This is a genomic window from Nostoc sp., assembly GCF_036917095.1.
GTDB lineage: Bacteria > Cyanobacteriota > Cyanobacteriia > Cyanobacteriales > Nostocaceae > Nostoc.
The window spans coordinates 254,229-278,368 of the sequence record NZ_JBALFH010000015.1; the positions used below are offsets into that span (position 1 = coordinate 254,229).

The 24,140-nt window shown below is 42.5% G+C and carries 18 protein-coding genes; 12 read left to right on the forward strand and 6 right to left on the reverse strand.

Annotated features, from left to right (window positions below; all coding sequences use genetic code 11):
* Positions 1-99 precede the first annotated feature (99 nt).
* The 6 genes from V7L01_RS05210 to V7L01_RS05235 all read left to right on the forward strand — a co-directional run bounded on the left by V7L01_RS05210 (position 100) and on the right by V7L01_RS05235 (position 8,725).
* Positions 100-2,664 carry a TonB-dependent siderophore receptor gene (locus V7L01_RS05210; protein ID WP_335032563.1) on the forward strand — a complete coding sequence of 855 codons (2,565 nt, stop codon included), beginning with the start codon at positions 100-102 and terminating at the stop codon, positions 2,662-2,664.
* Between the two features lie 14 nt (positions 2,665-2,678).
* The gene (locus V7L01_RS05215) at positions 2,679-3,632 is read left to right on the forward strand and encodes an ABC transporter substrate-binding protein (protein ID WP_335032565.1); all 954 of its coding nucleotides are present in this window, start codon (positions 2,679-2,681) and stop codon (positions 3,630-3,632) included.
* Positions 3,633-3,719: 87 nt separating this feature from the next.
* Positions 3,720-4,151: an EamA family transporter gene (locus V7L01_RS05220; RefSeq protein ID WP_335032567.1), complete on the forward strand. Its 432-nt coding sequence runs from the start codon at positions 3,720-3,722 to the stop codon at positions 4,149-4,151.
* A gap of 309 nt (positions 4,152-4,460) precedes the next feature.
* Positions 4,461-4,838 carry a DUF1636 family protein gene (locus tag V7L01_RS05225; protein WP_335032569.1) on the forward strand — a complete coding sequence of 126 codons (378 nt, stop codon included), beginning with the start codon at positions 4,461-4,463 and terminating at the stop codon, positions 4,836-4,838.
* Positions 4,839-4,980: 142 nt separating this feature from the next.
* Positions 4,981-5,979: an AraC family transcriptional regulator gene (locus V7L01_RS05230; RefSeq protein ID WP_335032571.1), complete on the forward strand. Its 999-nt coding sequence runs from the start codon at positions 4,981-4,983 to the stop codon at positions 5,977-5,979.
* A gap of 133 nt (positions 5,980-6,112) precedes the next feature.
* Positions 6,113-8,725, forward strand: coding sequence for a TonB-dependent siderophore receptor (locus tag V7L01_RS05235; protein ID WP_335032573.1), 2,613 nt, complete (start codon positions 6,113-6,115; stop codon positions 8,723-8,725).
* A gap of 139 nt (positions 8,726-8,864) precedes the next feature.
* Here V7L01_RS05235 and V7L01_RS05240 read toward each other — a convergent pair whose 3' ends face one another.
* Positions 8,865-10,127, reverse strand: coding sequence for an RNA-guided endonuclease InsQ/TnpB family protein (locus V7L01_RS05240; RefSeq protein WP_335032575.1), 1,263 nt, complete (start codon positions 10,125-10,127; stop codon positions 8,865-8,867).
* 144 nt (positions 10,128-10,271) lie between these two features.
* On the opposite strand from V7L01_RS05240, the gene V7L01_RS05245 reads away from it, so the two are divergent.
* From V7L01_RS05245 to V7L01_RS35340, 4 genes are all read left to right on the forward strand, one after another.
* Positions 10,272-11,255, forward strand: a complete 984-nt coding sequence (locus V7L01_RS05245; RefSeq protein ID WP_335032577.1) for an iron-siderophore ABC transporter substrate-binding protein — start codon at positions 10,272-10,274, stop codon at positions 11,253-11,255.
* 4 nt (positions 11,256-11,259) lie between these two features.
* Complete coding sequence (locus V7L01_RS05250) at positions 11,260-11,631, forward strand: DUF1636 family protein (protein WP_335032579.1); 372 nt, start codon at positions 11,260-11,262, stop codon at positions 11,629-11,631.
* 261 nt (positions 11,632-11,892) lie between these two features.
* Positions 11,893-13,674: an ABC transporter ATP-binding protein gene (locus tag V7L01_RS05255; protein ID WP_335032581.1), complete on the forward strand. Its 1,782-nt coding sequence runs from the start codon at positions 11,893-11,895 to the stop codon at positions 13,672-13,674.
* 363 nt (positions 13,675-14,037) lie between these two features.
* Positions 14,038-15,039, forward strand: a complete 1,002-nt coding sequence (locus V7L01_RS35340) for a sensor domain-containing phosphodiesterase (RefSeq protein WP_442936938.1) — start codon at positions 14,038-14,040, stop codon at positions 15,037-15,039.
* A 209-nt stretch (positions 15,040-15,248) separates the two neighbouring features.
* Here V7L01_RS35340 and V7L01_RS05270 read toward each other — a convergent pair whose 3' ends face one another.
* Positions 15,249-15,404 (reverse strand): hypothetical protein, encoded by a 156-nt coding sequence (locus V7L01_RS05270; protein ID WP_335032583.1) that lies wholly within the window; start codon positions 15,402-15,404, stop codon positions 15,249-15,251.
* A gap of 380 nt (positions 15,405-15,784) precedes the next feature.
* Here V7L01_RS05270 and V7L01_RS05275 point away from each other — a divergent pair, with 380 nt between their 5' ends.
* Positions 15,785-16,909 (forward strand): WD40 repeat domain-containing protein, encoded by a 1,125-nt coding sequence (locus V7L01_RS05275; RefSeq protein ID WP_335032585.1) that lies wholly within the window; start codon positions 15,785-15,787, stop codon positions 16,907-16,909.
* A gap of 54 nt (positions 16,910-16,963) precedes the next feature.
* On the opposite strand, the gene V7L01_RS05280 is transcribed toward V7L01_RS05275, so the two are convergent.
* From V7L01_RS05280 to V7L01_RS05295, 4 genes are all read right to left on the reverse strand, one after another.
* Positions 16,964-19,102: a serine/threonine protein kinase gene (locus V7L01_RS05280; RefSeq protein ID WP_335032587.1), complete on the reverse strand. Its 2,139-nt coding sequence runs from the start codon at positions 19,100-19,102 to the stop codon at positions 16,964-16,966.
* Between the two features lie 395 nt (positions 19,103-19,497).
* Positions 19,498-19,962, reverse strand: coding sequence for a DUF1392 family protein (locus tag V7L01_RS05285; RefSeq protein ID WP_335032589.1), 465 nt, complete (start codon positions 19,960-19,962; stop codon positions 19,498-19,500).
* A 2-nt stretch (positions 19,963-19,964) separates the two neighbouring features.
* The gene (locus tag V7L01_RS05290) at positions 19,965-20,141 is read right to left on the reverse strand and encodes a hypothetical protein (RefSeq protein WP_335032591.1); all 177 of its coding nucleotides are present in this window, start codon (positions 20,139-20,141) and stop codon (positions 19,965-19,967) included.
* Positions 20,142-20,836: 695 nt separating this feature from the next.
* Entirely contained in the window at positions 20,837-22,204 is a 1,368-nt protein-coding gene (locus tag V7L01_RS05295; RefSeq protein WP_335032592.1) for an amidase, read from the reverse strand.
* 142 nt (positions 22,205-22,346) lie between these two features.
* On the opposite strand from V7L01_RS05295, the gene V7L01_RS05300 reads away from it, so the two are divergent.
* Positions 22,347-24,101, forward strand: coding sequence for an asparagine synthetase B family protein (locus V7L01_RS05300; RefSeq protein WP_335032593.1), 1,755 nt, complete (start codon positions 22,347-22,349; stop codon positions 24,099-24,101).
* Positions 24,102-24,140: the final 39 nt, after the last annotated feature.

Consider the following 24,140-nt stretch of genomic DNA (forward strand, 5'->3'; position numbering starts at 1 on the left):
TAGTCTTCTGCCATACCTAGTTTAACGGTATCTTATTGAAACTAATTATTATTAATGGTGTGAGCAGTGGTGTCAAATTATTGCTGGTTGAAGGTGTGGATGCTTAGTTCCTTTTGGGGATTGCTTGCCTTACCATCTGTAGCGGAAACTAATTTAAACCGTAGTAATTTTGATGCAAATATATATCCTGTAGCAACTGCGGCTACAAATCTACACGAAGTTGAGCATCCAACGACTACGGTTAAACAGTTGCTTTCCCAAGGAATAATTCAGGTAACGGGTGTAAAGTTAAGGCAAACAGACAAGGAACTGGAAGTAATTTTAGAGAGTACAGGTTCAGATAAGTTGCAACCTGTAAGTAAAAGTGAGGGAAATAATTTTATTGCAGATATTCCCAATACTCAGTTAAATTTGCCATCTGGTAGTGAGTTCCGTCAAGAAAATCCTGGTAGTGGAATCACAGTAGTGACTGTAATTAATCTTGATGCTAATACTATCAGGTTAACAGTAACAGGTGTAGCCAGTCCTCCCAAAGTAGAACTATTTGATAGTGATGAGGGTTTAATTTTCGGTGTGGCGGTAACTGGGACTGTGGCATTACCGCAGCCACCGGAAACAGAAAAACCAACGAGTGAAACACCACCAGAAGAACCAGTAGCGCAGCAGGATGAGCCGATTGAGTTGGTAGTGACGGCTGAGGAAGATGGATATCGCGTGTCGAATACCTCAACTGGGACAAAAACTGATACACCTTTGCGTGACATTCCCCAATCAATTCAGGTAGTACCACAAGAAGTATTGCGCGACCAACAGGTAACTCGCTTAGACGATGCACTCAGAAATGTTGCTGGTGTGAATCAGAGTTTTAACTTTGGGCCATTTACTTTCTATAGCATTCGCGGATTTGATGTGACAGAGACGAATCTTCTGAGAGATGGACTCATTGACACATTGGCTGGACAAGTGAGTGAACTTTCCAGTGTTGAGCGAGTCGAAGTTCTCAAAGGCCCTGCATCAGTTCTATTTGGTTTGGGTAATCCAGGGGGAAGTATCAACCTCATATCTAAACGTCCTTTACCCGACCCTTTTTATGCTATTGAGGCAACTATTGGCAGCTATAGTTATTATCGAAGTGCAATTGATTTTTCGGGGCCACTAAATGACTCGAAGACAGCTTTGTATCGTCTCAATTTAGCCTACAGAAATTCAGGTAGTTCTGTCGATTTTTTTGATGGTGAGAGCTTAAATATATCACCTGTGATCAGTGTGGCGATTGGCGAGAGAACTAATCTGACCTTGGAAGCAGAATACATCAAAACTAGAGATAGATACGCATCTGGCGTACCTGTAATTGGTAGTTTGTTACCTAACCCAAACGGGAAAGTGTCCCGTAATCTCAACCTTTTTGAACCTTCTGATAGTAATGAACAGACAATTATCAGGCTGGGATACCGACTAGAACATAAGTTTGACGCAAACTGGTCGTTAAACAATGCATTTAGATTTGTATTTCGCGATCTCGATCAACGACGCACAGATTCTAGAGGTTTAGACGAAGATAATCGCACTTGGCTGCGATCGGCTTCAGAAAGCTCTTCCGAAAATAGAAACTATGCGATGTCAACAAATCTGATTGGGAAGTTTGCTACAGGTTCAATTCAGCATCAGCTATTATTTGGATTTGATTTAAATCGTTTTGACAACTACAATCCAGTCACTCCTAATTTCGAGGCGGCATCAATTGATATCTTTAATCCTGTATATGGTCAACCGCGAGGATCGAATATTATTTTTTCTGAGGGTTTTCGACAGCAGACGAACTCATTAGGAATTTACCTACAAGACCAAGTTGCACTGATGGATAACTTGAAGTTTTTATTGGGTGGGCGGTTTGACGTGATTGATCGTAAATATGAAGATTTATTCAATAATACAGAAAGCAGTGGGACAGATAGTGCATTCAGTCCTCGCTTTGGTATTGTCTATCAACCCATTCCTGCGATCTCTCTTTATACCAGTTACACAAGTTCATTTACTCCACCAGGCGGCTCATACTTTTTTGGCGTTGACTCATCCTTTGAGCCAGAACGCGGTAATCAATATGAGATTGGCGTAAAAGCAGATTTGAATGATCGACTTTCAGCAACTTTGGCATTGTTTGATTTGACTCGTACCAATGTGACGACAGAAGATCCCAACAGACCAAACTTTTCTATCCAAGTAGGTGAGCAGAATAGCCAGGGGGTTGAACTGAATCTGGCGGGTGAAATTTTACCAGGATGGAATATTTTTGCTGGCTATGCTTATATCGATGCCCGCATTACGAAAGATAATACTTTAATAGTTGGAAACCGATTGGCAAATAGCGCCAATCATTCTTTCAACTTGTGGACGAGCTACGAAATTCAAAAAGGTAATTTACAAGGTTTAGGGGCAGGAATAGGCTTGTTTTTTGTAGGCGATCGCGCTAATTTTGATAATACTTACGAGGTTCCTAGCTATTTTCGGACTGATGCCTCTATTTTCTACAAACAAGATCGATTTAGAGCCGCACTCAACTTCAAAAATCTATTTGATATAGACTATTTTGAAAGTTCGCTAGGTAATCGTGTTTATTATGGACAGCCCTTTACGGTTCAAGGGACAGTTTCCTGGCAGTTTTAATCATCGAGATCATCATGCGACATTTTTTCTACTGGCTAATATTAGGCATCTTGGGATTTACTCTGCTTACAGCTTGCAATCATCACACACCTCAAAATATATCCTCTTTACCTAAACAACCAACCGCAGAATGTCGCATGGTTAAACACACAATGGGGGAAACCTGTGTTCCCATTCACCCCCAGCGTGTTATCACCTTATCATCATGTACTTTAGGTAATGTTCTAGCCCTTGGGGTGAAACCCATCGGCACAACTAACGAAGTTTATGTAGAAGGAAACTCTCTCTCATCCATTAATGGTAAAACGGAGGGAATAAAACTACTGGGACTTTCACAACCAAATTTAGAAGCAACATTACTACTCAAACCAGATTTAATTATTGGTGTAGATTGGTTTAAACCAATTTATCCTTTATTATCTAAAATTGCCCCTACAGTATTAGGTGAAATTGATTACATAAGCTGGCAAAGACATCTAAATTTTGTCGCTGAATCACTAGGGAAACAAGATGTAGAAAAAGCACTTTGGGAACGCTACTATCAGCGAATAGAACAGCTAAAGCAGGCATTAGGAACTCGCTATCAAGGCAAAAGAATATCCTTCGTAACTGTTGGGCGCAATCAGATATATATTGATTCCAAAAATTCATTTCCTGGTTCTATTATCAGTGCTGCGCTTTTGCAGCGTCCAGCCGCCCAAAATCTTGATTCAACCTATGGAGCATTTCCTATTTCCCTAGAGGAACTACAAAAAGCAGATGGCGATATTTTATTCGTGACAACCTTTTCAAAAACAGGTAATGAATTCTTGGCAAAAAAACAACAAGAGCCACTTTGGAAGACCCTGAAAGCTGTACAACAAAATCATGTTTATTATGTTGATTTTATGGCATGGGCTGGAACAAATATGCTGGCGACTGATGTAGTTATTGATGACTTGTTTAAATATCTTGTTAATGCTTCTTAATATAGCTGTTCTAAATAACTCATAAGAAAATACTTGTATATAGTGATATTATTTCTCAATAAATACTGATGCGAGCGGGGGCAATAAATGTCAGAGAATGAAACGAATGCAATATTTTTCGCCCTATTATCGGCATTTTTTGCCGCCTTGACGACTATATTTGCCAAGATTGGAGTCGAAGCAATTAACTCCAACTTAGCAACCGCAATCCGCACGGTAGTAATTCTCATCATGATTTGGGGTTGGGTTATCGCAAAAGGACAACAAGACACACTATTGACAATTAGCCCCAAAACCCTGCTATTTCTAGTCTTCTCTGGGATATCAACGGGTTTATCTTGGTTATTTTACTTTCGTGCTTTACAAGTCGGGAAAGCTTCTTTAGTCGCACCTTTAGATAAATCGAGTTTGCTCTTGGTGCTGATTTTTTCGGTACTTTTTCTTAAGGAACCGCTAACGCTGCAAGTGATATTGGGAACTGGCTTGATTTTAACTGGTACACTTGTTTTGATTCGTTGAGAGTCAAATTGTACCAGATATCTAAGACTGCGATCGCCTCACTATCTTTGCCTAATTTAATGAGACAATTTCTTAATTAGGGGATAAACTAGATTTGATCAAAATATGACTATCACCATTTCCCAACGAGCCTTTGAGAAACTATGGGAACATATACAGACCAATGGAACTAGTCACTATCCTGATCCCAATGACAGGTTTGATGTGATGTACAAATTTCCGCAGCCGCCCCTACTGTACTATTTGATTTCCGACAAAATAAAAAATTGATTGACTTATTTAAATACCTTGTCTACACACCCTAAATTTATGCCTAAACATACTATATTCGTCTGTAAATCTTGCCACCGTTCATCTGAAGAACGACCAGAAAAGCCGCCTTTCGAGGGGGATATTTTGCTTGACAAACTAAATACTTTATGTCTTGAAAAATTCCTTTCTGACGAACTGGAAGTTCAGTCAGTTGGGTGTTTGTGGGCGTGCAGTCAAGGCTGTGTTATAGCTGTATCAAGCAATGAGAAACCCACTTATCTCTTTGTCAATCTCACTCCAGAAGAAAGCGCAACTGCCTTAATAGAATTTATGCAACTATATATCAAAAGCCGTAAAGGTAATGTAGTTTGGGAAAAGCTTCCGCAAGTTTTACAGTCGGCTATTTTCGCGCAAATCCCGCCTGTGGAAGCGTAGTTGCACCTGCGATCGCCTCTCGATACTGTTCGGTTAAGATATCTCTAGGAAATTCACCCCACTGTTGTGCCGATAAAATCAAGAGCTAGGAGAAAATCGCGGTAAAATTATTGAAATTTATTATCAATAATTAACGCCATTCATGACCATCACCCTGACGATGAAAGATAATTGGGAACTGTGGGCGGAAGCTAACCAAAATAGCCATCAAACACCAGAAAAAGAGCCATTTGAAATCATCAGTGAAATGCCTAAGCAACTAGGTAAAGGCTATGTGCGCGATATTGAGGTGCATCCAGAACTCTGGCTAACGATTTGGGATTGTGAATATCACGATGATGTATTGATGAAAATCCCGGAATGGGATCACCCATTGCAATTTTGCGTCTACCTTTGTGGCAAAGTCATAGACGAATACGGTGGGCAGTTAGGGGAAGGATATACGTGCATTTCGGGTAGCGGAGTTCAACGCCAAATGATTTCAGAATCCACTAAATCTCGACGTGTAGGCGTTGACATTCATCTGCCTCCTGACTTGCTGGCAACTTTTTTCCCCGATGAAACAGGAGAAATTCCTTACCAGTTGCGTCTGTTGGCAAAGGGGAATGATTGGCAGACTTTGCTTTACCCAGAAACTACAACGGCTATTGAGGGAATCGCCCAGCAAATTATTAACTGTCCTTTCCAGGGAATGACGAAGCGGATGTATTTACAGGCGAAGGTGTTGGAACTAATGGCGTTACAGTTAGCTCCCATATTATCTACTCAGAATCAACTACAGCGATCGCCACGACTGAAGCCAGATACCATAGCCCGGATTCATCTGGCTAAGGAAATTTTACGCTCTAGGTTCGAGAATCCACCCTCATTGCTGGAATTGTCGCAGATTGTTGGAGTGAGCGATCGCACTTTACGGCGTGGATTTCAAGAATTGTTTAGCACTACAGTGTTTGGTTATCTTTCTAGTATCCGTATGCAGCAAGCAGAGCAACTTTTGCGAGCAGGTAAGCTGAGTGTTGCTGAAGTTGCCAATTTGAGCGGTTATTCCCAACAAGGACACTTTGCTGCTGCCTTTAAAAGAAAATTTGGTATTACACCTAGAGAATGTTTGTCAGGAAAGAGAAATATTTTAGCTTCTTAATGCCGTTTTGCGACTGTAATGCCGTTTTGGAATAGACTCTCACACCGACACTTCTCTAGACTATCCCTTATTGCAATTAATAAATATATGCAATAAGTCAGATTTTTATTTGAATTTTAGTAACTGTGGTGTGATGAGCAAGATGAAAGGTTGGATATTTCTGCACAAACAAAATTCCTGGCTATTACCCAGCTTGATAGGATACATTTTCAACTTTGCTGTTAGTGTCCCTGTTGCGGCTCAAGATAACCAAAAATTAACTACACAGATTCCTCGATTAAGTGAGCTTAAATTTCCAGCCTCTAATATTAAAGGTTTGCTTTCCCAATCACCAACACCAACTAACCAGAATGTTACACAAGTGACGGGAGTGAAAGCTAATCCGACTGAAAAAGGTGTGGAGGTGATTTTACAGACGACTCAAGGAGAACAACTGCAAATCACCAATCGCAGTGTTGATAAGAACTTTATCGCTGATATTCCTAATGCTCAATTGCGTTTACCCAATGGCGATGCTTTTACATTCCGTTCTCAAAACCCAGTTGCGGGAATCACTGAAATAACAGTTACAAATCTGGATGTTAATACTATCCGAGTGACAGTCACAGGTGAAGCCGGATTGCCAACGGTTGAGTTATTTGATGATGATGCAGGTTTAGTTTTTGGGGTAGTATCTGCTGCTGCAACTGCGACGCAGCCACCAGAGAAGCCGACCAATGAGACAAAACCGGAGGAACCCACAGCACAGCAGGATGAACCGATTGAGTTGGTGGTGACGGGCGAACAGGATGGGTATCGCGTTCCCGATACCTCATCTGCTACGAAAACCGACACACCCTTACGTGATATTCCCCAGTCGATTCAGGTCATACCGCAACAGGTCATTAAAGACCAGCAAGCAACTCGCCTAACAGACGTGTTAAAAAATGCGCCAAGCGTAGTGGTAGGAAGTCGAAGCCCTCGCGATCCTCTCAATATCATCAAAATTCGGGGCTTTGATGCTGGTACAGATACTCTACTCAATGGGATACAAGACCGTTCAATCCAGAGTATCGGGTTTGGCTCAAATATTGAGCGGGTCGAAGTCCTCAAAGGGCCCGCTTCGGTTCTATTCGGTCAAGGCGGACTTGGGGGCAAGGTCAACTTAGTCACGAAGCAACCATTAAGCGATCCGTTCTACTCCGTGGAAACTTCTATTGGTAACTACAATACCTATAGCGGTGCAATTGATTTATCCGGCCCGTTGAATGACAGTAAAACGGTGTTGTATCGCCTGAATGCTTCTGCTGGAACTAACGAAAGCTTTATTGATTTCTATGACCAACAGCAATATCTAATTGCACCTACTTTAAGCTGGCAAATTAGTGACAGAACAAAGCTGACACTAGAAGCAAGCTATTCCCTTGCAGAGGGGCCCTATGATTTTGGGATACCCGCACAGGGAAGCGTCCTGCCTAACCCCAATGGCAAAATTCCTCGTAATCGTTTTGTGAGTGAGCCTAATCTTAATGACGCTTCTAACGGTGCATTTCGGATTGGCTATAATTTTGAACATCGCTTTAGCGAGAACTGGCAAGCGCGGAGCGTTTTTCAGACTTATTTGTTTCGCCTAAAACGAAATATTGTGGCTTCTTACGGATTACAAGATGATTTGCGTACATTAGAAAGAGCCGTTGAGGATTTTGACTACGATGAAAATGCTTATAATCTAGACAATTATGTGGTCGCTAAGTTGACAACAGGTAGTATCAAGCATGAGCTAGTCGCTGGATTTAACCTGAGTAAAACAGATACTAATTCCAAAGCTCTTTTCAATGACACTACTCCTCTCGATGTTTTCAATCCTGTGTATGGAACTGCTACAGGAGCTAGTGTTCCAGATTTTGCTTTCAAAAATACGATCCAACAATTAGGTTTTTACCTTCAAGATCAAATTACCCTAGCAGAAAACTTCAAAGTACTTTTGGGTGGACGCTTTGATATTGCCAATCAAGAGTTTCAGGATTTATTGAACCAGACAACCGACTTTAAGCAAGCAGAAGCTTTTAGCCCTCGTGTTGGTATTGTTTACCAGCCCATTCAACCGATCTCACTCTACGCCAGCTATAGCCGTTCATTCAATCAGGCGACATCTGTATTCGGTGTTGCCCTACCGGAACCGGAGCGAGGAACGCAGTATGAAATCGGGGTGAAAGCAGATTTGACCGATCGATTATCTACAACCTTGGCATTTTATGATTTGACTCGCACCAATCTCTCAGCCCAAGATCCAAATAATCCACAACGAAATATTCAAATTGGGGAACAGCGCAGTCGTGGGATTGAGTTTGATATATCTGGCGAAATCTCCCCAGGGTGGAACATCATTGCTGGTTATGCTTACACTGATGCAGAAATCACAAGAGACAATCCATCGACAGTGGGTAATCAACTGAATAATGTGCCGAGACACGCGCTCAATCTATGGACAACTTACGAAATTCAATCCGGCAGTTTAAAAGGATTAGGCTTCGGTTTAGGAGCCTTTTACTACGGAGATCGGCAAGCTGACTTAGGCAACACGGTTGAGTTACCTAGTTATGTACGCACAGATGCAGCTATTTATTACAAGCGGGACAATTACCGGGCTGCGATCAATATCAAGAATTTGTTCGACACTGATTATTTTGTCTCTGCACAAAACGTAAATCGGATTATACCTGGCGATCCCTTGACAATACAGGGTACAATTTCCTGGCAGTTTTGAGCAAACCCCTTGGTATCCTACGCTTCTATCCATCAAGATGAAGCGTAGAGCATTCACTTTTTCTATTGTGTGAAGTAGGCGTTCTTGACATCCTCTCGCCGCTAACCGCTTGCGCGGTGTAGCGGGAGATTCCCAAGACTCACGACTTGGGTTTCTGTTTCTTTCCATTGCTGGATTTTCGCAACTGCCCTTTAGACTTATGCCTATCAGGTCTTATGTTCGCTCCACAGATTGCACGGGAGTCGCTACAACGGGGGGAACCCCCGCAACGCGCTCCCTTAACGGTGTGTCCCACCGCCAAAATATTTCGACTGGCGTTGATGTCTCGGTCGTGGTGTGTTCCGCAATTGGGACAGTCCCACTCTCTGACATTCAACGGCAATTTATCAACAATATGCCCACAGTTTCCACAGCGTTTAGAACTTGGAAACCAACGGTCAATCTTCACTACTGTTCGACCATACCACCTGGCTTTATATTCCAGTTGTCTCACCAATTCTCCCCATGCAGCAGACGCTCGAAGACTCGCTACCGCTGCGCTATCACTGATAGCACGGGCAAGCTTGGGATTTTTGACCATATTCTTAACCGCCAAATCCTCAACAACTATCGTTTGGTTTTCACGAATCAGTCGAGTTGTCAGTTTGTGCAGATGGTCAATCCTTGCATCAGAAATTTTAGCTTGAAGACGAGCTACCTTGAGCCTTGCTTTATCTCGATTTCGAGAGGCTTTGTGTTTACGACTCAAAGACTTCTGTGCTTTCCTCAACTTTTGATAGTGCTGATCAAACGCTTTGGGGTTAGCAATCTTTTCACCCGTACTCAGGGTCACAAGGCTACTCACCCCAACATCCAGTCCAACAGCACTATCAATCGGCTGCATGGTTTGGTCAGTCGGATCATTAATTCGCAAACTGACAAACCAGCGTCCAGATGGTTCAAGTTTAACTGTGATGGTGCTAGGTTCGCAGCCCTTGGGCAGTTGTCTAGACCATTTAACCCGCAATGGTTCAGAGCATTTAGCCAAATAGACTTGTCCATCTTTCCACCGGAAAGCAGACTTAGTAAACTCTGCACTACCACCGCTACGCTTCTTTTTGAAATTGGGATATTTCGCCCTACCCGCAAAGAAGTTAGTGAAAGCCGTTTGCAGATGTCTCAAACCTTGTTGCAGTGGTACGCAACTAACCTCGTTCAAAAATTGCAGGTCTTCAAGTTTCTTCCACTGCGTCAACATAGCAGAAGACTGAACGTAATCAACCTTCTCCTGTCTCTCGTACCAAGCTTCGGTTCTCGCCGCCAAAGCCTTGTTAAAAACCAACCGCGCACAACCAATTGTCCGGCGCAATATTTGTTCTTGCTCGGCAGTTGGATAGACTCTGTAACGGTAGGCTTTTTCCATACTTCACATTTTACTATTTAACCTGTGAAATACGTACAACTCGCTATGCACCAAAGTTTAATCACTCACTCGTCGCTCACCGCCACAGCGCAAGCGTCTCGCAGAGAAGCTTGCGCTGTGGCGGGAGTCTCCTGGGGGTGCTAGATGAAAATACCTTTACGTCACCTTACTTATTTATTATTATTGGGAGTCTTGACCTTTACACTCGCTTTAGCTTGTAGTAGAAATATTAACCACAGTGTTACAAACTTAAAACAGCTAACAGAAAATTGCCGAATTGTGCGACACGCAACGGGTGAAACATGCATTCCTCAAAATCCTCAGCGAGTTGTGACTTTATGGATGGGTACTTTTCGTACTGCTTTAGCATTGGGTATCAAACCCATTGCAACCTCGTGGGTTCCAAGTGAAGCTTTCCCAAAACATCTGGGAGACAAAGCAGACGGAGTTGAAAATATTGGATTTGAGCCAAATCTAGAAAGGCTCCTGCTACTAAAACCCGATCTAATTTTATCAAATACTCGGTTGCAGAATATTTACACGCAGCTAACCAATATTGCCCCCACAGTTGCATTAAATCATCCAACTCCACCTGCTTCTTGGCAGAAAACTTTAGAAGATATCGCCAAGATTCTCGATAAAGAACAGGAGGGTAAACAGTTAATTAAGGACTATTGGCAGCGAATTGAACAACTTAAACAAGCTTTGGGCGTTAGCCTAGACTCTCCAAAAGAGAATCGCCGTCTTCAGATGCAAGTATCAGTTGCCACAGTAGATCAAACCTATGGAATATTCACTTATGGAAGCAAACATCCTACTGGTAGACTTTTGAGTGACATTGGGCTACAACGCCCACCTGGCCAAAGCGGAGATTTTTTCACAAGGAGCAATATTTCTTACGAGAATTTATCTGAAATTGATGGTGACGTTTTGTTCCTTTCTTACACAAAAGGAGATGCTAGAAAAAATTTGGAAAAGTTGCAGAAATCACCTTTGTGGCAAAAGCTGAAGGTGGTTCAACAAAATCGGGTTTATTTTGTCGATTCCGATCATTGGTATGCTTTTGATGTTCTAGCGATAAATGCCGTTATTGATGACTTATTTAAATATTTAGTTAATACACCTTGAACTTATGCCTAAACATACTATATTCGTCTGCAAATCCTGCCATCGTTCATCTGAAAAACGACCAGAAAATCACCCTTGTGATGGCACAATTTTACTTGACCAACTAAACACTTTATGTGCCGAGCAATTCCCAGATGATGAAGTGGAAATTCAACCAGTGGGATGTTTATGGGCGTGCAGTCATGGCTGTGTTGTATCCGTCGCTAGTCCAGACAAACCCACCTATCTATTCGTAAATCTCACCCCCGAAGAAAGTGCCATAGCACTACTAGATTTTATGCAACTGTATATCAAAAGTGCTAAAAAAACTGTAGTCTGGAAACAGATTCCTGAACTGTTACAATCTGCTATTTTCGCCCAAATTCCCCCTGTATGAATTAATGCAACTCCAGGTAATTCTGATTAAAAAGTGGTGGGGGTTTAAGTCCCCTGTCTCTACAGGCAGCAGGTTTTGTGTCGGGGTCTAAATCCCCGGACGCGACGCTCGAGTACTCGCTAACGCTGCGCTATCGCAGACTCGCTAACACAAAACGTAATTGCGTTAGCGGAGCGGGGCGTTAGCGAGTCTGCGAATTGCGAATTGCGAATTGCGAATTGCGAATTGTTTTAATTATCTTCTCTCAATTGAGCATTTACTATGACCTCTTTGCCAGTAACAAAAAACCATCCACTCCTACGTTTATTACACTACGCCAAAAACTACCGATTTCAAGTATGGACTGCGGCAACTTTTACGATCCTTAATAAAATATTAGACTTAGCACCATCATATTTAATAGGTGTAGCCGTGGATACCGTGGTGGAAAAAGAAAATTCTATTATTGCCAAAATTGGGATTACTAACATCATTGGGCAATTGGCAATTCTATCATTATTAACATTATTAATTTGGACTTTAGAATCACTATCTGAATTTATCTACGATCGCCTATGGCGCAACCTAGCCCAAACCATCCAACACGAACTGCGTCTTGACGCCTATAGTCATTTACAAGAACTAGAATTGAGCTACTTTGAAGAACGTTCTACAGGCACACTTTTGTCAATATTAAACGATGACATCAATCAATTAGAACGGTTTCTTGATTCTGGGGCTGCGGAAATTCTGCAATTTATCACCACTATTTTAGCTGTGGGCGGTTCATTTCTTGTGATAGCTCCCAATATAGCTTGGTTGGCAATCCTACCCACACCCTTCATTTTCTGGGGTTCATTAGCATTTCAAAAACGACTCGCTCCCCGTTATGCCGATGTGCGCGACAAAGCCGGATTTATTAATAGTCGTTTAGCTAATAATATCTCAGGGATTGCCACAATTAAAAGCTTTACTGCTGAAACCTACGAGCGATCGCGTGTGTTTTCAGAAAGTGAAGCTTATCGTCGCAGTAATGCCCGTGCGATCGCTCTTTCTGCTGCTTTTTATCCAGCGATTCGCTTCGTGGTGGTAATAGGTTTCATCGCCACACTGTTTTTTGGTGGGGTTGCAGTGGCGAATGGTAATCTAACTGTGGGAACCTATGGTTTTATGGTGTTCATTGTACAGCAATTACTGTGGCCCTTTGCAAACTTAAGCCAAATTATGGATGAGTATCAACGAGCTATGGCTTCCACCAAACGAGTCATGGGATTGTTGGATACCACAATTGCAATTCCTACAGGTAATCTTTCTTTACCATTCAAAACAGCACGCGGCGAAGTGCATCTTGACAATATTACCTTTGCATACAGCGATCGCACCAATGTACTGAAAAACCTATCATTGCATATTCCCCCAGGAGCAAATATTGGGATTGTTGGTGCAACGGGTTCTGGTAAAAGTACCCTAGTCAAATTACTACTACGCTTTTACGAAATCCAAGGCGGACAAATCTTGGTTGATGGTATCGATATTCGAGAGTTACAACTCTTAGAATTGCGGCGCTGCATCGGTTGGGTAAGTCAGGATGTGTTTTTATTTCATGGTACGGTAGCGGAAAATATTGCTTATGGTAGCTTTGATGCCAGTCATGAAGAAATTATCCATGCTGCTAAATTAGCCCAAGCAGATGAATTTATCCTGCAATTACCTCAAGGATACGATACTATCGTTGGCGAACGCGGTCAAAAACTTTCGGGTGGACAAAGACAACGAATTGCGATCGCTCGTGCTATTGTCAAAGATCCGCCAATTCTGATTTTGGATGAGGCTACCTCTGCGGTGGATAATGAAACGGAAGCAGCTATTCAAAAATCATTGGCGATGATTACCCAGAATCGGACGACAATTGCGATCGCTCATCGTCTTTCGACAATTCGGCACAGTTATTGTATATATGTGATGGATCGTGGTCAAATTGTTGAGCAGGGTAAGCATGAGGAGTTACTCGCACTTGATGGAATTTATGCCAGTTTGTGGCGCGTACAGTCTGGGATTCATTGATACTTTCTTTTAATTTTGATGAAAATAGGCTTCTCTGCAAATCAGGAAATCTATGGTAATTTGCTCTATTATCAAGCATTCACGGTAAGATTATTGAGAATAGATATTATTAATCTTTAAATATCATCCAGTATTCTCGTCCTTCTTCAAGGATTTCTTGTTGACATCCTCACCGCCGTGTTCGCCCTTGGCGTTCCCGTTCGCGCAGCGTCTCCGTCAGGAGAAGGGTACGCACGGTGATTCTGGAGTAATGAGTAATAATTGACATACTCCCCCGAATGCGCTCCGCTAAATTCGGGGGATTCTAGCTTCAAACAGCAATTGCAGCCTGAGACTGTCTAACATCACCTAAGCTAACAGTCGATGCCCCGACTGCTTGAATGTTCTTGGCGGCGTTTTCATCGCGTCCATTCACATCTGCCCAATGGGGCAATTTATAAGGTAATCCGCGAAGTGGATGGCAGCGATCGCTTTTCTTATATCAGCGCGGGGATTGAAAGACTGATGGAAGTCAGCGCAGAAGATGCACTGAAAGATTCAAGTTTGCTCTATCGCCAGTTTATCCCAGAGGACGCAGCACTCCTGTTGGCAGCAATCAAGAAATCGCGGCGGAATCTCTCAGTGCTTGATATACAACTGCGAATCCAAACGCCCAGGGCGTCTGGAACTTACGGGTCTACTATTTATACTGAGGCGATTGGACATGCAGAATTCAACGCGGATGGAAAAGTAATTCGCCTCTATGGGACTGCCCAAGATGTTACAGAACGGCAAGTCGCACTCAACGAACGCAAACAAGCTGAGGAAGAACTCCGACGCAGTGAAACGCTGCTAGCTACTGCTCAAAAGGTTGCCCATATGGGCAGTTGGGAATGGTACTTAGAATCTCAGAAACAAATTTGGTCAGCCGAAACCTTCCGCATCTTCGGACTAAATCCGACTCAATCAGCACCGACGCAGGCTGCATTTCTCCAGATGCTTCACCCAGAAGACCGACCAGTGTTGCAGAGGCATCTACTACAGGCGATCGCCAACCTGCTCAAAGCCAGGAAGTTCATTCAAGAACTTCAAAAGATGGGCTGTCGCTTCGCGTTGGACGATTTTGGGGTGGGGATGTCGTCGTTTGCCTATCTCAAGTCTCTGCCTGTGGATTACCTCAAAATTGATGGGAGTTTTATTCGTAACATTGTCGATAATCCTGTAGATAATGCGATCGTGACAGCAATCACGCAGATTGGCAGTGTGATGGGTATTCAGACCATTGCTGAGTTTGTGGAGAATGACGCGATTTTAAAGAGAATTACGGCGCTAGGAATTGATTACGCACAGGGATATGGCATTGCAGTACCTTGCCCATTGAGTTAGATATAGCCGAATGGCACTAAGTTAAGCTGAAGGGTAGGCGGCGTAAGGATTGCAGAGGGGCAGGGGTGCAGGGGGGCAGAGGGGAATTTCTAAATATCTGAACGCAATGCCTAAAATTTTTTCTTTCTCCCCTGCTCCTTTGCTCAAGAGCACCCCTGCTGCCTCAACGATTTTACCTTTTCTTAGTGCCATTCAGATATAGCCTGTAGTTACTTATGTGCGGCGGCGTTAGAGATGGAATTGCGATCGCAATGACAACTAATCAGCCGGACATGATATGAGAGTTGATATTCTTGATAAGTGCCATGAATTGAGGAGTTAACAGCAATAGAAGCTACTACTGTTAACTCCTGCTTTTGGATCAATATATACAGTTAGTTGCCGCATAGTAGCACTATTGTATAAACCTACCAATTTCCTAACTGCGCTGCTAACTCAGCGCTTCCCTTATCTGACTATCTTTTCATGAGCCTACCCCACAATTCTAAAAATCCCTAATTCTTTTCGTAAATGTGCTTGAAAACCTTGATTTTTGGTTTCTCGTTCTCAATAAGCTTAGGCTTTGTAGCACAGATATTAGCATGGCAAGATAGAGGGTTCTGTCATGAGCTATGAGGTGTAGTAGTAAATGGATCGCTCATCGCTGATTCAACTATAGAGGCGATGGCGTACCCGCCCACCGGAGGCGATCGCTGAGAACAAAGCAGCTATATCATACTTAAGGTTACTTTAAACATGAGGTCTTATGTTTCCTCAAAAAAATATTTACGTTAATTGGATTACCATCTCATTAATTCTTTCAATTCCACCTTTATTTCATTTTTCAACTTCTTTCTTTGGATACCAGGCATCGGCTAAAACCTTACCTGTCCCTCAAACAAAGGTAAACCAATTATTATCTAAACCACTCGAACAGCCCCGAAGCGAGCAAAATGACCTTGCTGTCTTAAATCCTTCTTGGCAACCAGGAACTGTTGACGTGTTGACCATTGGTCGTGGCGAAGGAGGACATACACTTCCAGTTCGTTCCGTCGGCTTCAGTCCAGACGGTCAATACCTGGCCAGTGGTAGTGCAGACAAAACGATCAAAATCTGGAATTTAGCAGGGCAGAAACTAGAACGCACCCTTAACGATCGAAAACAACCAGCTCAAGTTAATGCCCTTGCCTTTAGCCCAGATGGTCAATTCCTTGCTAGTGGTGGTTTAGATGGTGCTGTTAGGCTATGGGATTGGAGGAATGGAAATTTGATCGAGACTTTTCCTAAGCATTCCAATATTGTTACAAGTGTCGTCTTCAGCCCTGATAGTCAGACTCTTGCTAGTGGTAGTGGTGACAAGACTATTAAATTGTGGAATGTCAGGACGGGTGATTTACGTCGTAACATAGCAGAGAAACAATGGGTTACTTCATTAGCCTTTAGCCCAGATAATCAAACCCTTGCTAGTGGTGGTTTAGGTAGGAATGTTGAGTTGTGGAATCTAAAAACTGGCAAATTTCTCCGCACGATTGCCAAGCATACACATCCCGTTAACTCTATTGCTTTTAGCCCAGATGGCAAAATTATCGCCAGTGGCGGTGGAGATAAGACAATTAAACTATCGGTTGTGGAGACGGGGAATTTGCAAGCCTCTTTGGTAGGTCATTCAGATGAAATTACTTCCATTACTTTCAGCCCTAATGGTCAGATCCTCGTGAGTGGTAGTTGGGACAAAACTGTAAAGATATGGAATGTGAAAACTAGACAAAAAATTCGTGATTTTGCAGAAAACTCCCAGCGAATTTTGTCTGTTGCCTTCAGTCCAAATGGAAAAACCTTTGCCAGTGTTAGCGGAGACAATACTATCAAAGTTTGGCAGTCAGTGAAGTAATTTACAAGTGCAGGGGAGTAGGGGGAGAAAAATTACTAATGACAACTAACTCTTTTACAATCTCTTTTTGCTCCAACCTGTATTTGGTGCAGATTCAGACTGGGTTTTTCGGGGGGGTTTAGACTGAACTAGTCTTGGTGGTGAGTGAGCTTGAGTTTTTTGTGGTGATTTAATCCGAACTGATTTTGGTGCTGATTCAGACCTCACTACTCTTGGTAAATACTTAGTCCGAACTGGTTTTGATGGCGATTCATATCTAACTACTCTTGGGGTTGATTCAGACTTAACTGGTCTTGGTATCGACTCAGACCGATCTGGTTGTGGAAGAATTGTTGGTTTGGGAGTATTTTTACTAGCTGTTATCTGTTCCTCTGCTTTTTCAATGATTGGCTTCATCTTAGTTTGCCAATAGTGGGTATCTTGCTTTACCACTTCTCCGAGTATTCTTACCTGATTAGCTTGATTTATTGCTTCTGCCCACTTGCTTCTATTGAATGCATTCTGAGCTAATTGTAGATAATTTTCATTATTTTTCCACTCAGTTTGCCATTTTTGGATGGTTTCGTTAGCATTTTTGGCAACAGAGCTAGTTTTCGGAATAGCTTTGATGAGATTAATTGCATTTTCAAAGCCTTGAGAGTTGTAAGATTTGAGGTATAGTTCTTGAGCTTGTGTAAAAAGCTTTTCAGACCATTGGCTAATTAACTGTTGAGCTTCTTGGTAAAAACTGCTATTTGGTGCGATGATAGTGAGTTTTGCGATCGCATCTTTAATATTGTTGTTTTGCGCCAAATCTTTAGCATGTGCAAGCTGACACTCGTTTATTATATTTTGAGCAGCAATATAAATACTTGATTTCTGTGGCACTGCTTGTGCTTTCTTGGCGCACTCGTCAAATTTATTTCCAGCTTTTAGCTGCTTGGCGCTCTCTAAAACAGCCTGATACGGGTCGGCTTGCAATTGAGTAAAAGTGTAAATAGCCAAACTTACACTTGCGGCAAGAGCAGCAGTCACAAGTGTTGCTTTACGCAAAAGTGGTTGTAATTTTCTCCGATCCTGCCCTGTTTCTGCTCTTTCTTCTTTTGTCTCCTCTATTAAGGTATTTGGGAGCAAATCATATGTTTTAACTTTTTCTATTGATTCTAAAACTGTTTGATTCAAATAGGAAATACTTTTATTTGGGGGGTTTGGCTCATCAGTGTCTACAGGAATTTCTTGCCCAAACTGGATAGTAGATTTGCTGAACTCGCTTTCATTAGCAAAAGCCAGTTGCAGCACTCGTTTCAAGTCGTCTACTGTAGCAAAGCGATCGTCTGGGGCCTTTTGTAAACACTGCATAACCGCCGCTTCTATTTCTGGCTGAATGTACTTACAATCTAGTTGTGACCTCAGCGGTATAGGTTGCTCAGAGGTGTGGGCTACCAACCACGACATCGGGCTGATTTCTTGGGGATTGCGACCAAGCCCAAATGGATCGGTTCCACTGAGCATTTCGTACATTAGCATTCCCAAACTGTAAATATCTGCCCGCCTATCCACACCTGTTGTTTTAGTGGCAAATTGCTCAGGGGCAGCGTAATGGATTGTACCAATGAACATACTTGTTAATTTTGTATGTTCAGAATAGTCATTACGGATTTTGGCAATGCCGAAGTCCAAAATCTTCACTAGTTCGCCTAACGATGTAGGCATTAGAAAAATATTGTCAGGCTTTAAGTCACGATGGATTACCTGTACGTGCTCGCTGCACCTTCCTCGATCTCGCCAGAGGGTGATCCCTTCATGAGCAAGTTTAAGTCCGTCACATACCTGGCTAATAATGGTAACCGTCCGCTCTACAGTTAGCCGTTGTTTTTGCTGCAATAATTGTCTAAGTGTCTGCCCGCGTAGATACTCCATGACGTAAAAGGGTTGCACTTCATCAGTCACCCCATAATCACTGACCTCAACAATATGCTCGCTTTTGAGGGCAGCAGAGACAGTTACTTCACGTTCAAAGCGTTTTCTCAAATCTGCCGACTTTACAAATGTATCCTTGAGTAGCTTTAGCGCCACTTGCTTACCTATCAAGGTATCCGTTGCCAGGAATACATCTGCCATGCCGCCCGTCCCTAGACGCTTGTCTAGACGATAACGCTGACCATCGCCTATACGGCGACCTATCCAAGGCTCTGACAAATGAGTTGAGTTCATCTAGCAGGCTCCATCTAATTACTTGCAGCTGAATTGCGCGAAAATTCGCACCGTAACTACTAAGTTAGAAGTGCTGTATTTAACACACTCTTCTTTAGCGTGCATCTGACTTTATGCATAAGTTTACTTATTGAAGTTTCAGCTTTCCGTATTTCTTCTTAGAGTAGCATCTCGCAGCTCTGTGTGTTCCTCACAGCTACTTATCTTGACTTAATCAGGACTTACGCAAGAACTCTCTGAAACTCTTATTCCTTTGTGTCCTTTGTGGTTCGTTTTATCATGGTTTTGCGTAAGTCCTATTAATATCTGGTTTCACGAGAAACTTAGTACAGCCCATCGGAGACATCGCTGTACCTTTGATTGAAGCAGGGTAGTATGAAGTGTAAATAGACATATTACACTCCGATTAAATCATAGTCACTGACCCAAGCCTTGCGTTCGCCAGAGGTAAAAATTTCGCAACTAGATTCGCTCAATGTTGGGGATGCAAGCTCTACGATATAAACCCACTGGGAATCGATCAGCTGTAGACCCAGGACAGTACGAATCTTTAACCTATCATCAGCGAAGCGAAATCTTACTAATTCCCCCACCATAAACACGGGACTTTCAGCAGGAAAAGCCTGAAGCCTTCCTGTGCCAATAATTTCATGTCCTAATACTGAGACAATTTTGCGATCGCAGGCAACAGCATAGTTCCATCCATTATCAGACCATTCTACCCCGCAGCAGTAGCCGAATGATTTAGTGGTACTGATGTACGCGATCTCCAGCAAATTGATGACCAACGGGGGAATTTCTTTACCCCAAGGTGGCGAAAGATACCAACACGACTCTAGAGTGTGGACAAGTTTAGTCATGCTTATGCCTCATTATGCCCCATTAGAAGACTGCACAGAGAATCAATTCGTTTCCAAGCCACAGCAACTTGTCGTGGAGAACAACTCAAACCATAAGCGCGACGGGCATCGTAAACAAATAGACCAAGCTCCTGCTCATAAGCTGTTCCACATTTAAATTGCATAACTAGGGCGGGCAAGATGCCCACCCCACAAGAGTTTGATTTAATCTGATTATGCAATTTAGATATTTTTTAGCTTATCAGTGGTGCAATTAATTGGCCTGAAAATATTATTCTCCTGCAACAAAGCTACCTTATTCCCCTGAACTTAATCCAATTGAAAGGATGAGAGCAGTTTCTCAAAAAATCTCTCAAAAATGAACTTTTTTCTGGTTTGCAAAACTTACGCACTCGCATACAAGAATTGTTCGAGCAATTAACATTTGAGCAGGTAATATAGCGATTCTCACTTGAGTGAGGTACAAGAACCCCACCCCCAACCCCCTCCCCGCAAGAGAGGTTACGGTGTACACACAAGTCGTCCTCTACCCACATTTTTGTCATAGTGAAACTGTCACTCTGACCGATATCCCGCCCAGAACTGAAGTTCAGGGCTGATAGCTAAAGTCCACGCTTAGTGGACTAAATGATTAATTCAGTCCACGCTTAGTGGACTTGGGCTCTGAGACTCGGAATTCATTCCGAGGCGGAATAGAAACGCAGTGCGAGATTTATTAACAAAGATATGGCTGCGGTAAGACTTGTGTGTACACCGTAGGCAAGCGAGGAGGGGACTATGATGTACCTCATGTGATTAGGAAAAGCTATATCTATCTCCTCGGATAACTTTATTTTAGAAGCTCTTTTCTATGCAGCTTCAGATTAAATTGGGATCACTTGGTAGCAAGTTGGAAAGTAAAGGCAACTCTCAAAATCAAAGCTTCAGTATAGGAATTACCAACAAGTTGCAATCCTATAGGTAAACCTTGACTGCTTCGCCCACAAGGCAGCGATATTGCAGGTAAACCCATAAAACTGAAAGGTAACATAAATCGCCGATTTAATTGATAAATTTTAGCGTCTGCATCAATGAGAGGTGCAACCATTGGTGTTGTGGGCGTTACCAGAATATCCACTTGCTGAAACAGTTTTTGCCGTTGCAGAAAGCATTTTTCCCATTTATCCTTTGCTTTTTTGTAACTGTCACGAGAAATTTTTACTCCTTTGGATAAGTCACTTTGTACTTTAGATCCAAATATATTGGGGTTTGTAGCGTATTCTGCCTGCAAAACTTGATGAAATTCATAAAGAGCAATGGTGGAGTAGGTCACCTCATCAAATTCCTTTTCTAAAAATGAAGAATTTATGGTGACAATTTCCGCTCCTAGTTGTTTCAAGATGGATATGGCGTTATAAATTGCCTTAGCAACTTCTCCTTCAATTCCCCGAAATGTATAGTTACTAATTATGCCCAACTTTAAACCGTTGATATTGGTTGGTAGAGGATAGAGTTGTTTTAAATTTGTGGAGATAGGGAAGAGTACAGCATCAAGTAAAATAGCAATATCTTCTACACAATTTGTCAAAAACCCAACTGTATCAAAACTAGGAGCGCGGGGAAAAATACCCTCATTGCTAAGTAGTCCGTAAGTCGGGCGCAATCCCACAACTCCTGACCAACTGGCGGGAACTCGAATTGAACCACCAGTATCGGTGCCTATCCCAGCTAAACAAAGATGAGCAGCAATAGCGGTTGCGCTTCCGCTAGAAGAACCTCCCGATGAGTGGTCGTGGTTCCAGACATTGCAGGTATGTCCATAAAAAAGATTGTTTCCAGAAAGGTCAGCCGCAAACTCGCTTAAATTTGTCTTACCTAAAATTACCGCACCTGCTGCCTTTAGCTTTTGGACAATTAGACTATCAGATAATGGTATGCGATCGCGCCAGCGCTGATTTGTCAGTTCGCAAAAAAGTTGTGAGCCAACTGTAGTTTTTACTTCTGCTGTATCAATATTATCTTTTATAGCAACAGGGATTCCGTGCATTAACCCGCGTTCTTGACCGTTGCTTCGCTCGAAATCTAGTTTATGAGCCGTTTCTAGCGCTTCTTTCTCTAGAACGGTAATAAAGGCATTAAGTGTAGGGTTTAACTTTTGGATACCTTCGAGATAATGCTCGACTAACGTCTTGGAAGTCAATAAGCCACTTCGCATTTGCTGATTTGCTTGTGCGATCGTTTTAGGGATAGAATCTGCTTCCATGTTGGAAAAAGGTGCAATTACAGTGATTTTTAGTGAAACCCCTTCCCTACAAGAGAATGGGGGAATTCAAAGCCTCTCTCCTAAAAAAAAGAGAGGTTTGTGCAATACCCTAAAATTACTGATTATGCGTTAAAAATTTCCCATGCTATTTGATGCGTTTAAAAATCGTAAATCTCCTAAAATCGAATTCATCAAGACTGACCCAACCTGGCGCGTAGCTTGGGGAGGAGTTGATGAAAATTATGAAGATATCGCTTGGCGAGATGAAAAAATTTCTGTAATTCTACCACGCACAGCTTCTGGATTTCTGACGGAAAAATTAGCAATCAGTTCTGGAGGACGATTTGTTGTTGTTGGTGATGTTTGGTTAACTAACCGAGTCCAGTTGCTGCAAAAGTTGGGAATTGAACCGGATAGCTTTCAAGGAAGTTCTTTGCAACTAATTGCCAATCTTTGGGAACGATGGGGTAATGAAAGTCTTAGCCAGCTTGTAGGGATGTTTGCGTTAGTGGTTTGGGATAGAGAAAAACAGGTGTTGAGGTTGGTTCGCGATCGCATCGGTGTTCGTACTCTCTATTACACTACCACTGGTTCGGTTCGTTGGATTGCGCCTCAACTGAGAACTTTATCACCATATCGCTCATCCGATTTAGATTTGGTGGCGTTGCGAGATTATCTTTGTTGTGCCTTTGTTCCAGGCGAACGAACGCTTTGGGAACAGGTGCGGGAACTGCGACCTGGAACCGTTTTAGAATTTCCCGACCACAAAGTTGAAGCTTATTGGCAGCTTCAAGAACAGATTATAGCAATAGATCGACCCTTAGCATGGCATGGCGATCGCTTGCGAGAATTGCTATACCAAGTTGTTCAAGAATATTTACCACCAGCAAATGAACCCGTCGGCGTTTTTCTTTCTGGTGGTTTAGACTCTAGCGGTATCACTGCTTTAGTAGCAAAATTCCACAAAGCACCAGTCCATACCTTCTCGATTCATTTTGGTGACCAATGTCCCAATGAGCTAGAATTTTCCAGTCTTGTTGCATCCCATTGTCAGACACAGCACCACATTTTGGAAATTACTTTTAAGGATATGTGGGAACGTCTGCCAGAAACAATGGCCTATTTAGATGACCCCATTGGCGACCCACTGACTGTTCCCAACCTTTTGCTGGGACGACTGGCCAGAGAAAAGGTAGAAGTAGTTTTAAATGGTGAGGGTGGCGACCCTTGTTTTGGCGGGCCAAAAAATCAGCCCATGCTAATTAATAGTTTATATGGCTCTGTCACCAATCAGGATGCATTGCAAGCTTATTTAATTTCCTTCCAAAAGTGCGCTGTTGACTTACCGCAACTTTTAAAACCAGAAGTTTGGACAGCTGTCCAAACAGCACCTTGGGTTTTTGAAGAAGATTTATATTCCCAAGCTAGCTATCTGAATCGTTTGATGGCAATGAACATCAAATTTAAAGGCGCTGACCAAATTCTGACAAAAGTCAGTAACTTGACTCAAGCAGCCCTTTTGCACGGTCGTTCTCCCCTGTTTGACCAACGAATAGTAGACTTAAGCATGGAAATTCCTCCAGAGTATAAGCTTTCTGGAGTGGAAGAAAAAGCAGTCTTAAAACAGGCGATTGCAGATATTTTACCAGATACAATTATTCATCGTCCCAAAAGCGGCATGATGGTGCCAGTACAGTTAGGATTTCGGAAATATTGGCAGCAAGAAGCCAGAGATTTATTGCTCAATCGGAATGCGGCTATAACTCCTTACTTGAACCAGTTGCCAATTCGCAATTGGTTAAATTATCAAGGAGATACTTGGAGTCGTTATGGCGTAAAGCTGTGGTTGCTTGTGAGTTTAGAAATTTGGTTGCAGGTGAATCAAAAAGTGCAGTAGTGAAAGCAACAAAATAATCCGCAATAGTGTACACTGTGG

Bases quoted from the DNA above. Each gene is read 5' to 3' on its own strand.
- V7L01_RS05210 (WP_335032563.1), top strand. From the start codon at position 100: ATGCTTAGTTCCTTTTGGGGATTGCTTGCCTTACCATCTGTAGCGGAA.
- V7L01_RS05215 (WP_335032565.1), top strand. From the start codon at position 2,679: ATGCGACATTTTTTCTACTGGCTAATATTAGGCATCTTGGGATTTACT.
- V7L01_RS05220 (WP_335032567.1), top strand. From the start codon at position 3,720: ATGTCAGAGAATGAAACGAATGCAATATTTTTCGCCCTATTATCGGCA.
- V7L01_RS05225 (WP_335032569.1), top strand. From the start codon at position 4,461: ATGCCTAAACATACTATATTCGTCTGTAAATCTTGCCACCGTTCATCT.
- V7L01_RS05230 (WP_335032571.1), top strand. From the start codon at position 4,981: ATGACCATCACCCTGACGATGAAAGATAATTGGGAACTGTGGGCGGAA.
- V7L01_RS05235 (WP_335032573.1), top strand. From the start codon at position 6,113: ATGAGCAAGATGAAAGGTTGGATATTTCTGCACAAACAAAATTCCTGG.
- V7L01_RS05240 (WP_335032575.1), bottom strand. From the start codon at position 10,127: ATGGAAAAAGCCTACCGTTACAGAGTCTATCCAACTGCCGAGCAAGAA.
- V7L01_RS05245 (WP_335032577.1), top strand. From the start codon at position 10,272: ATGAAAATACCTTTACGTCACCTTACTTATTTATTATTATTGGGAGTC.
- V7L01_RS05250 (WP_335032579.1), top strand. From the start codon at position 11,260: ATGCCTAAACATACTATATTCGTCTGCAAATCCTGCCATCGTTCATCT.
- V7L01_RS05255 (WP_335032581.1), top strand. From the start codon at position 11,893: ATGACCTCTTTGCCAGTAACAAAAAACCATCCACTCCTACGTTTATTA.
- V7L01_RS35340 (WP_442936938.1), top strand. From the start codon at position 14,038: ATGCCCCGACTGCTTGAATGTTCTTGGCGGCGTTTTCATCGCGTCCAT.
- V7L01_RS05275 (WP_335032585.1), top strand. From the start codon at position 15,785: ATGTTTCCTCAAAAAAATATTTACGTTAATTGGATTACCATCTCATTA.
- V7L01_RS05280 (WP_335032587.1), bottom strand. From the start codon at position 19,102: ATGAACTCAACTCATTTGTCAGAGCCTTGGATAGGTCGCCGTATAGGC.
- V7L01_RS05285 (WP_335032589.1), bottom strand. From the start codon at position 19,962: ATGACTAAACTTGTCCACACTCTAGAGTCGTGTTGGTATCTTTCGCCA.
- V7L01_RS05295 (WP_335032592.1), bottom strand. From the start codon at position 22,204: ATGGAAGCAGATTCTATCCCTAAAACGATCGCACAAGCAAATCAGCAA.
- V7L01_RS05300 (WP_335032593.1), top strand. From the start codon at position 22,347: ATGCTATTTGATGCGTTTAAAAATCGTAAATCTCCTAAAATCGAATTC.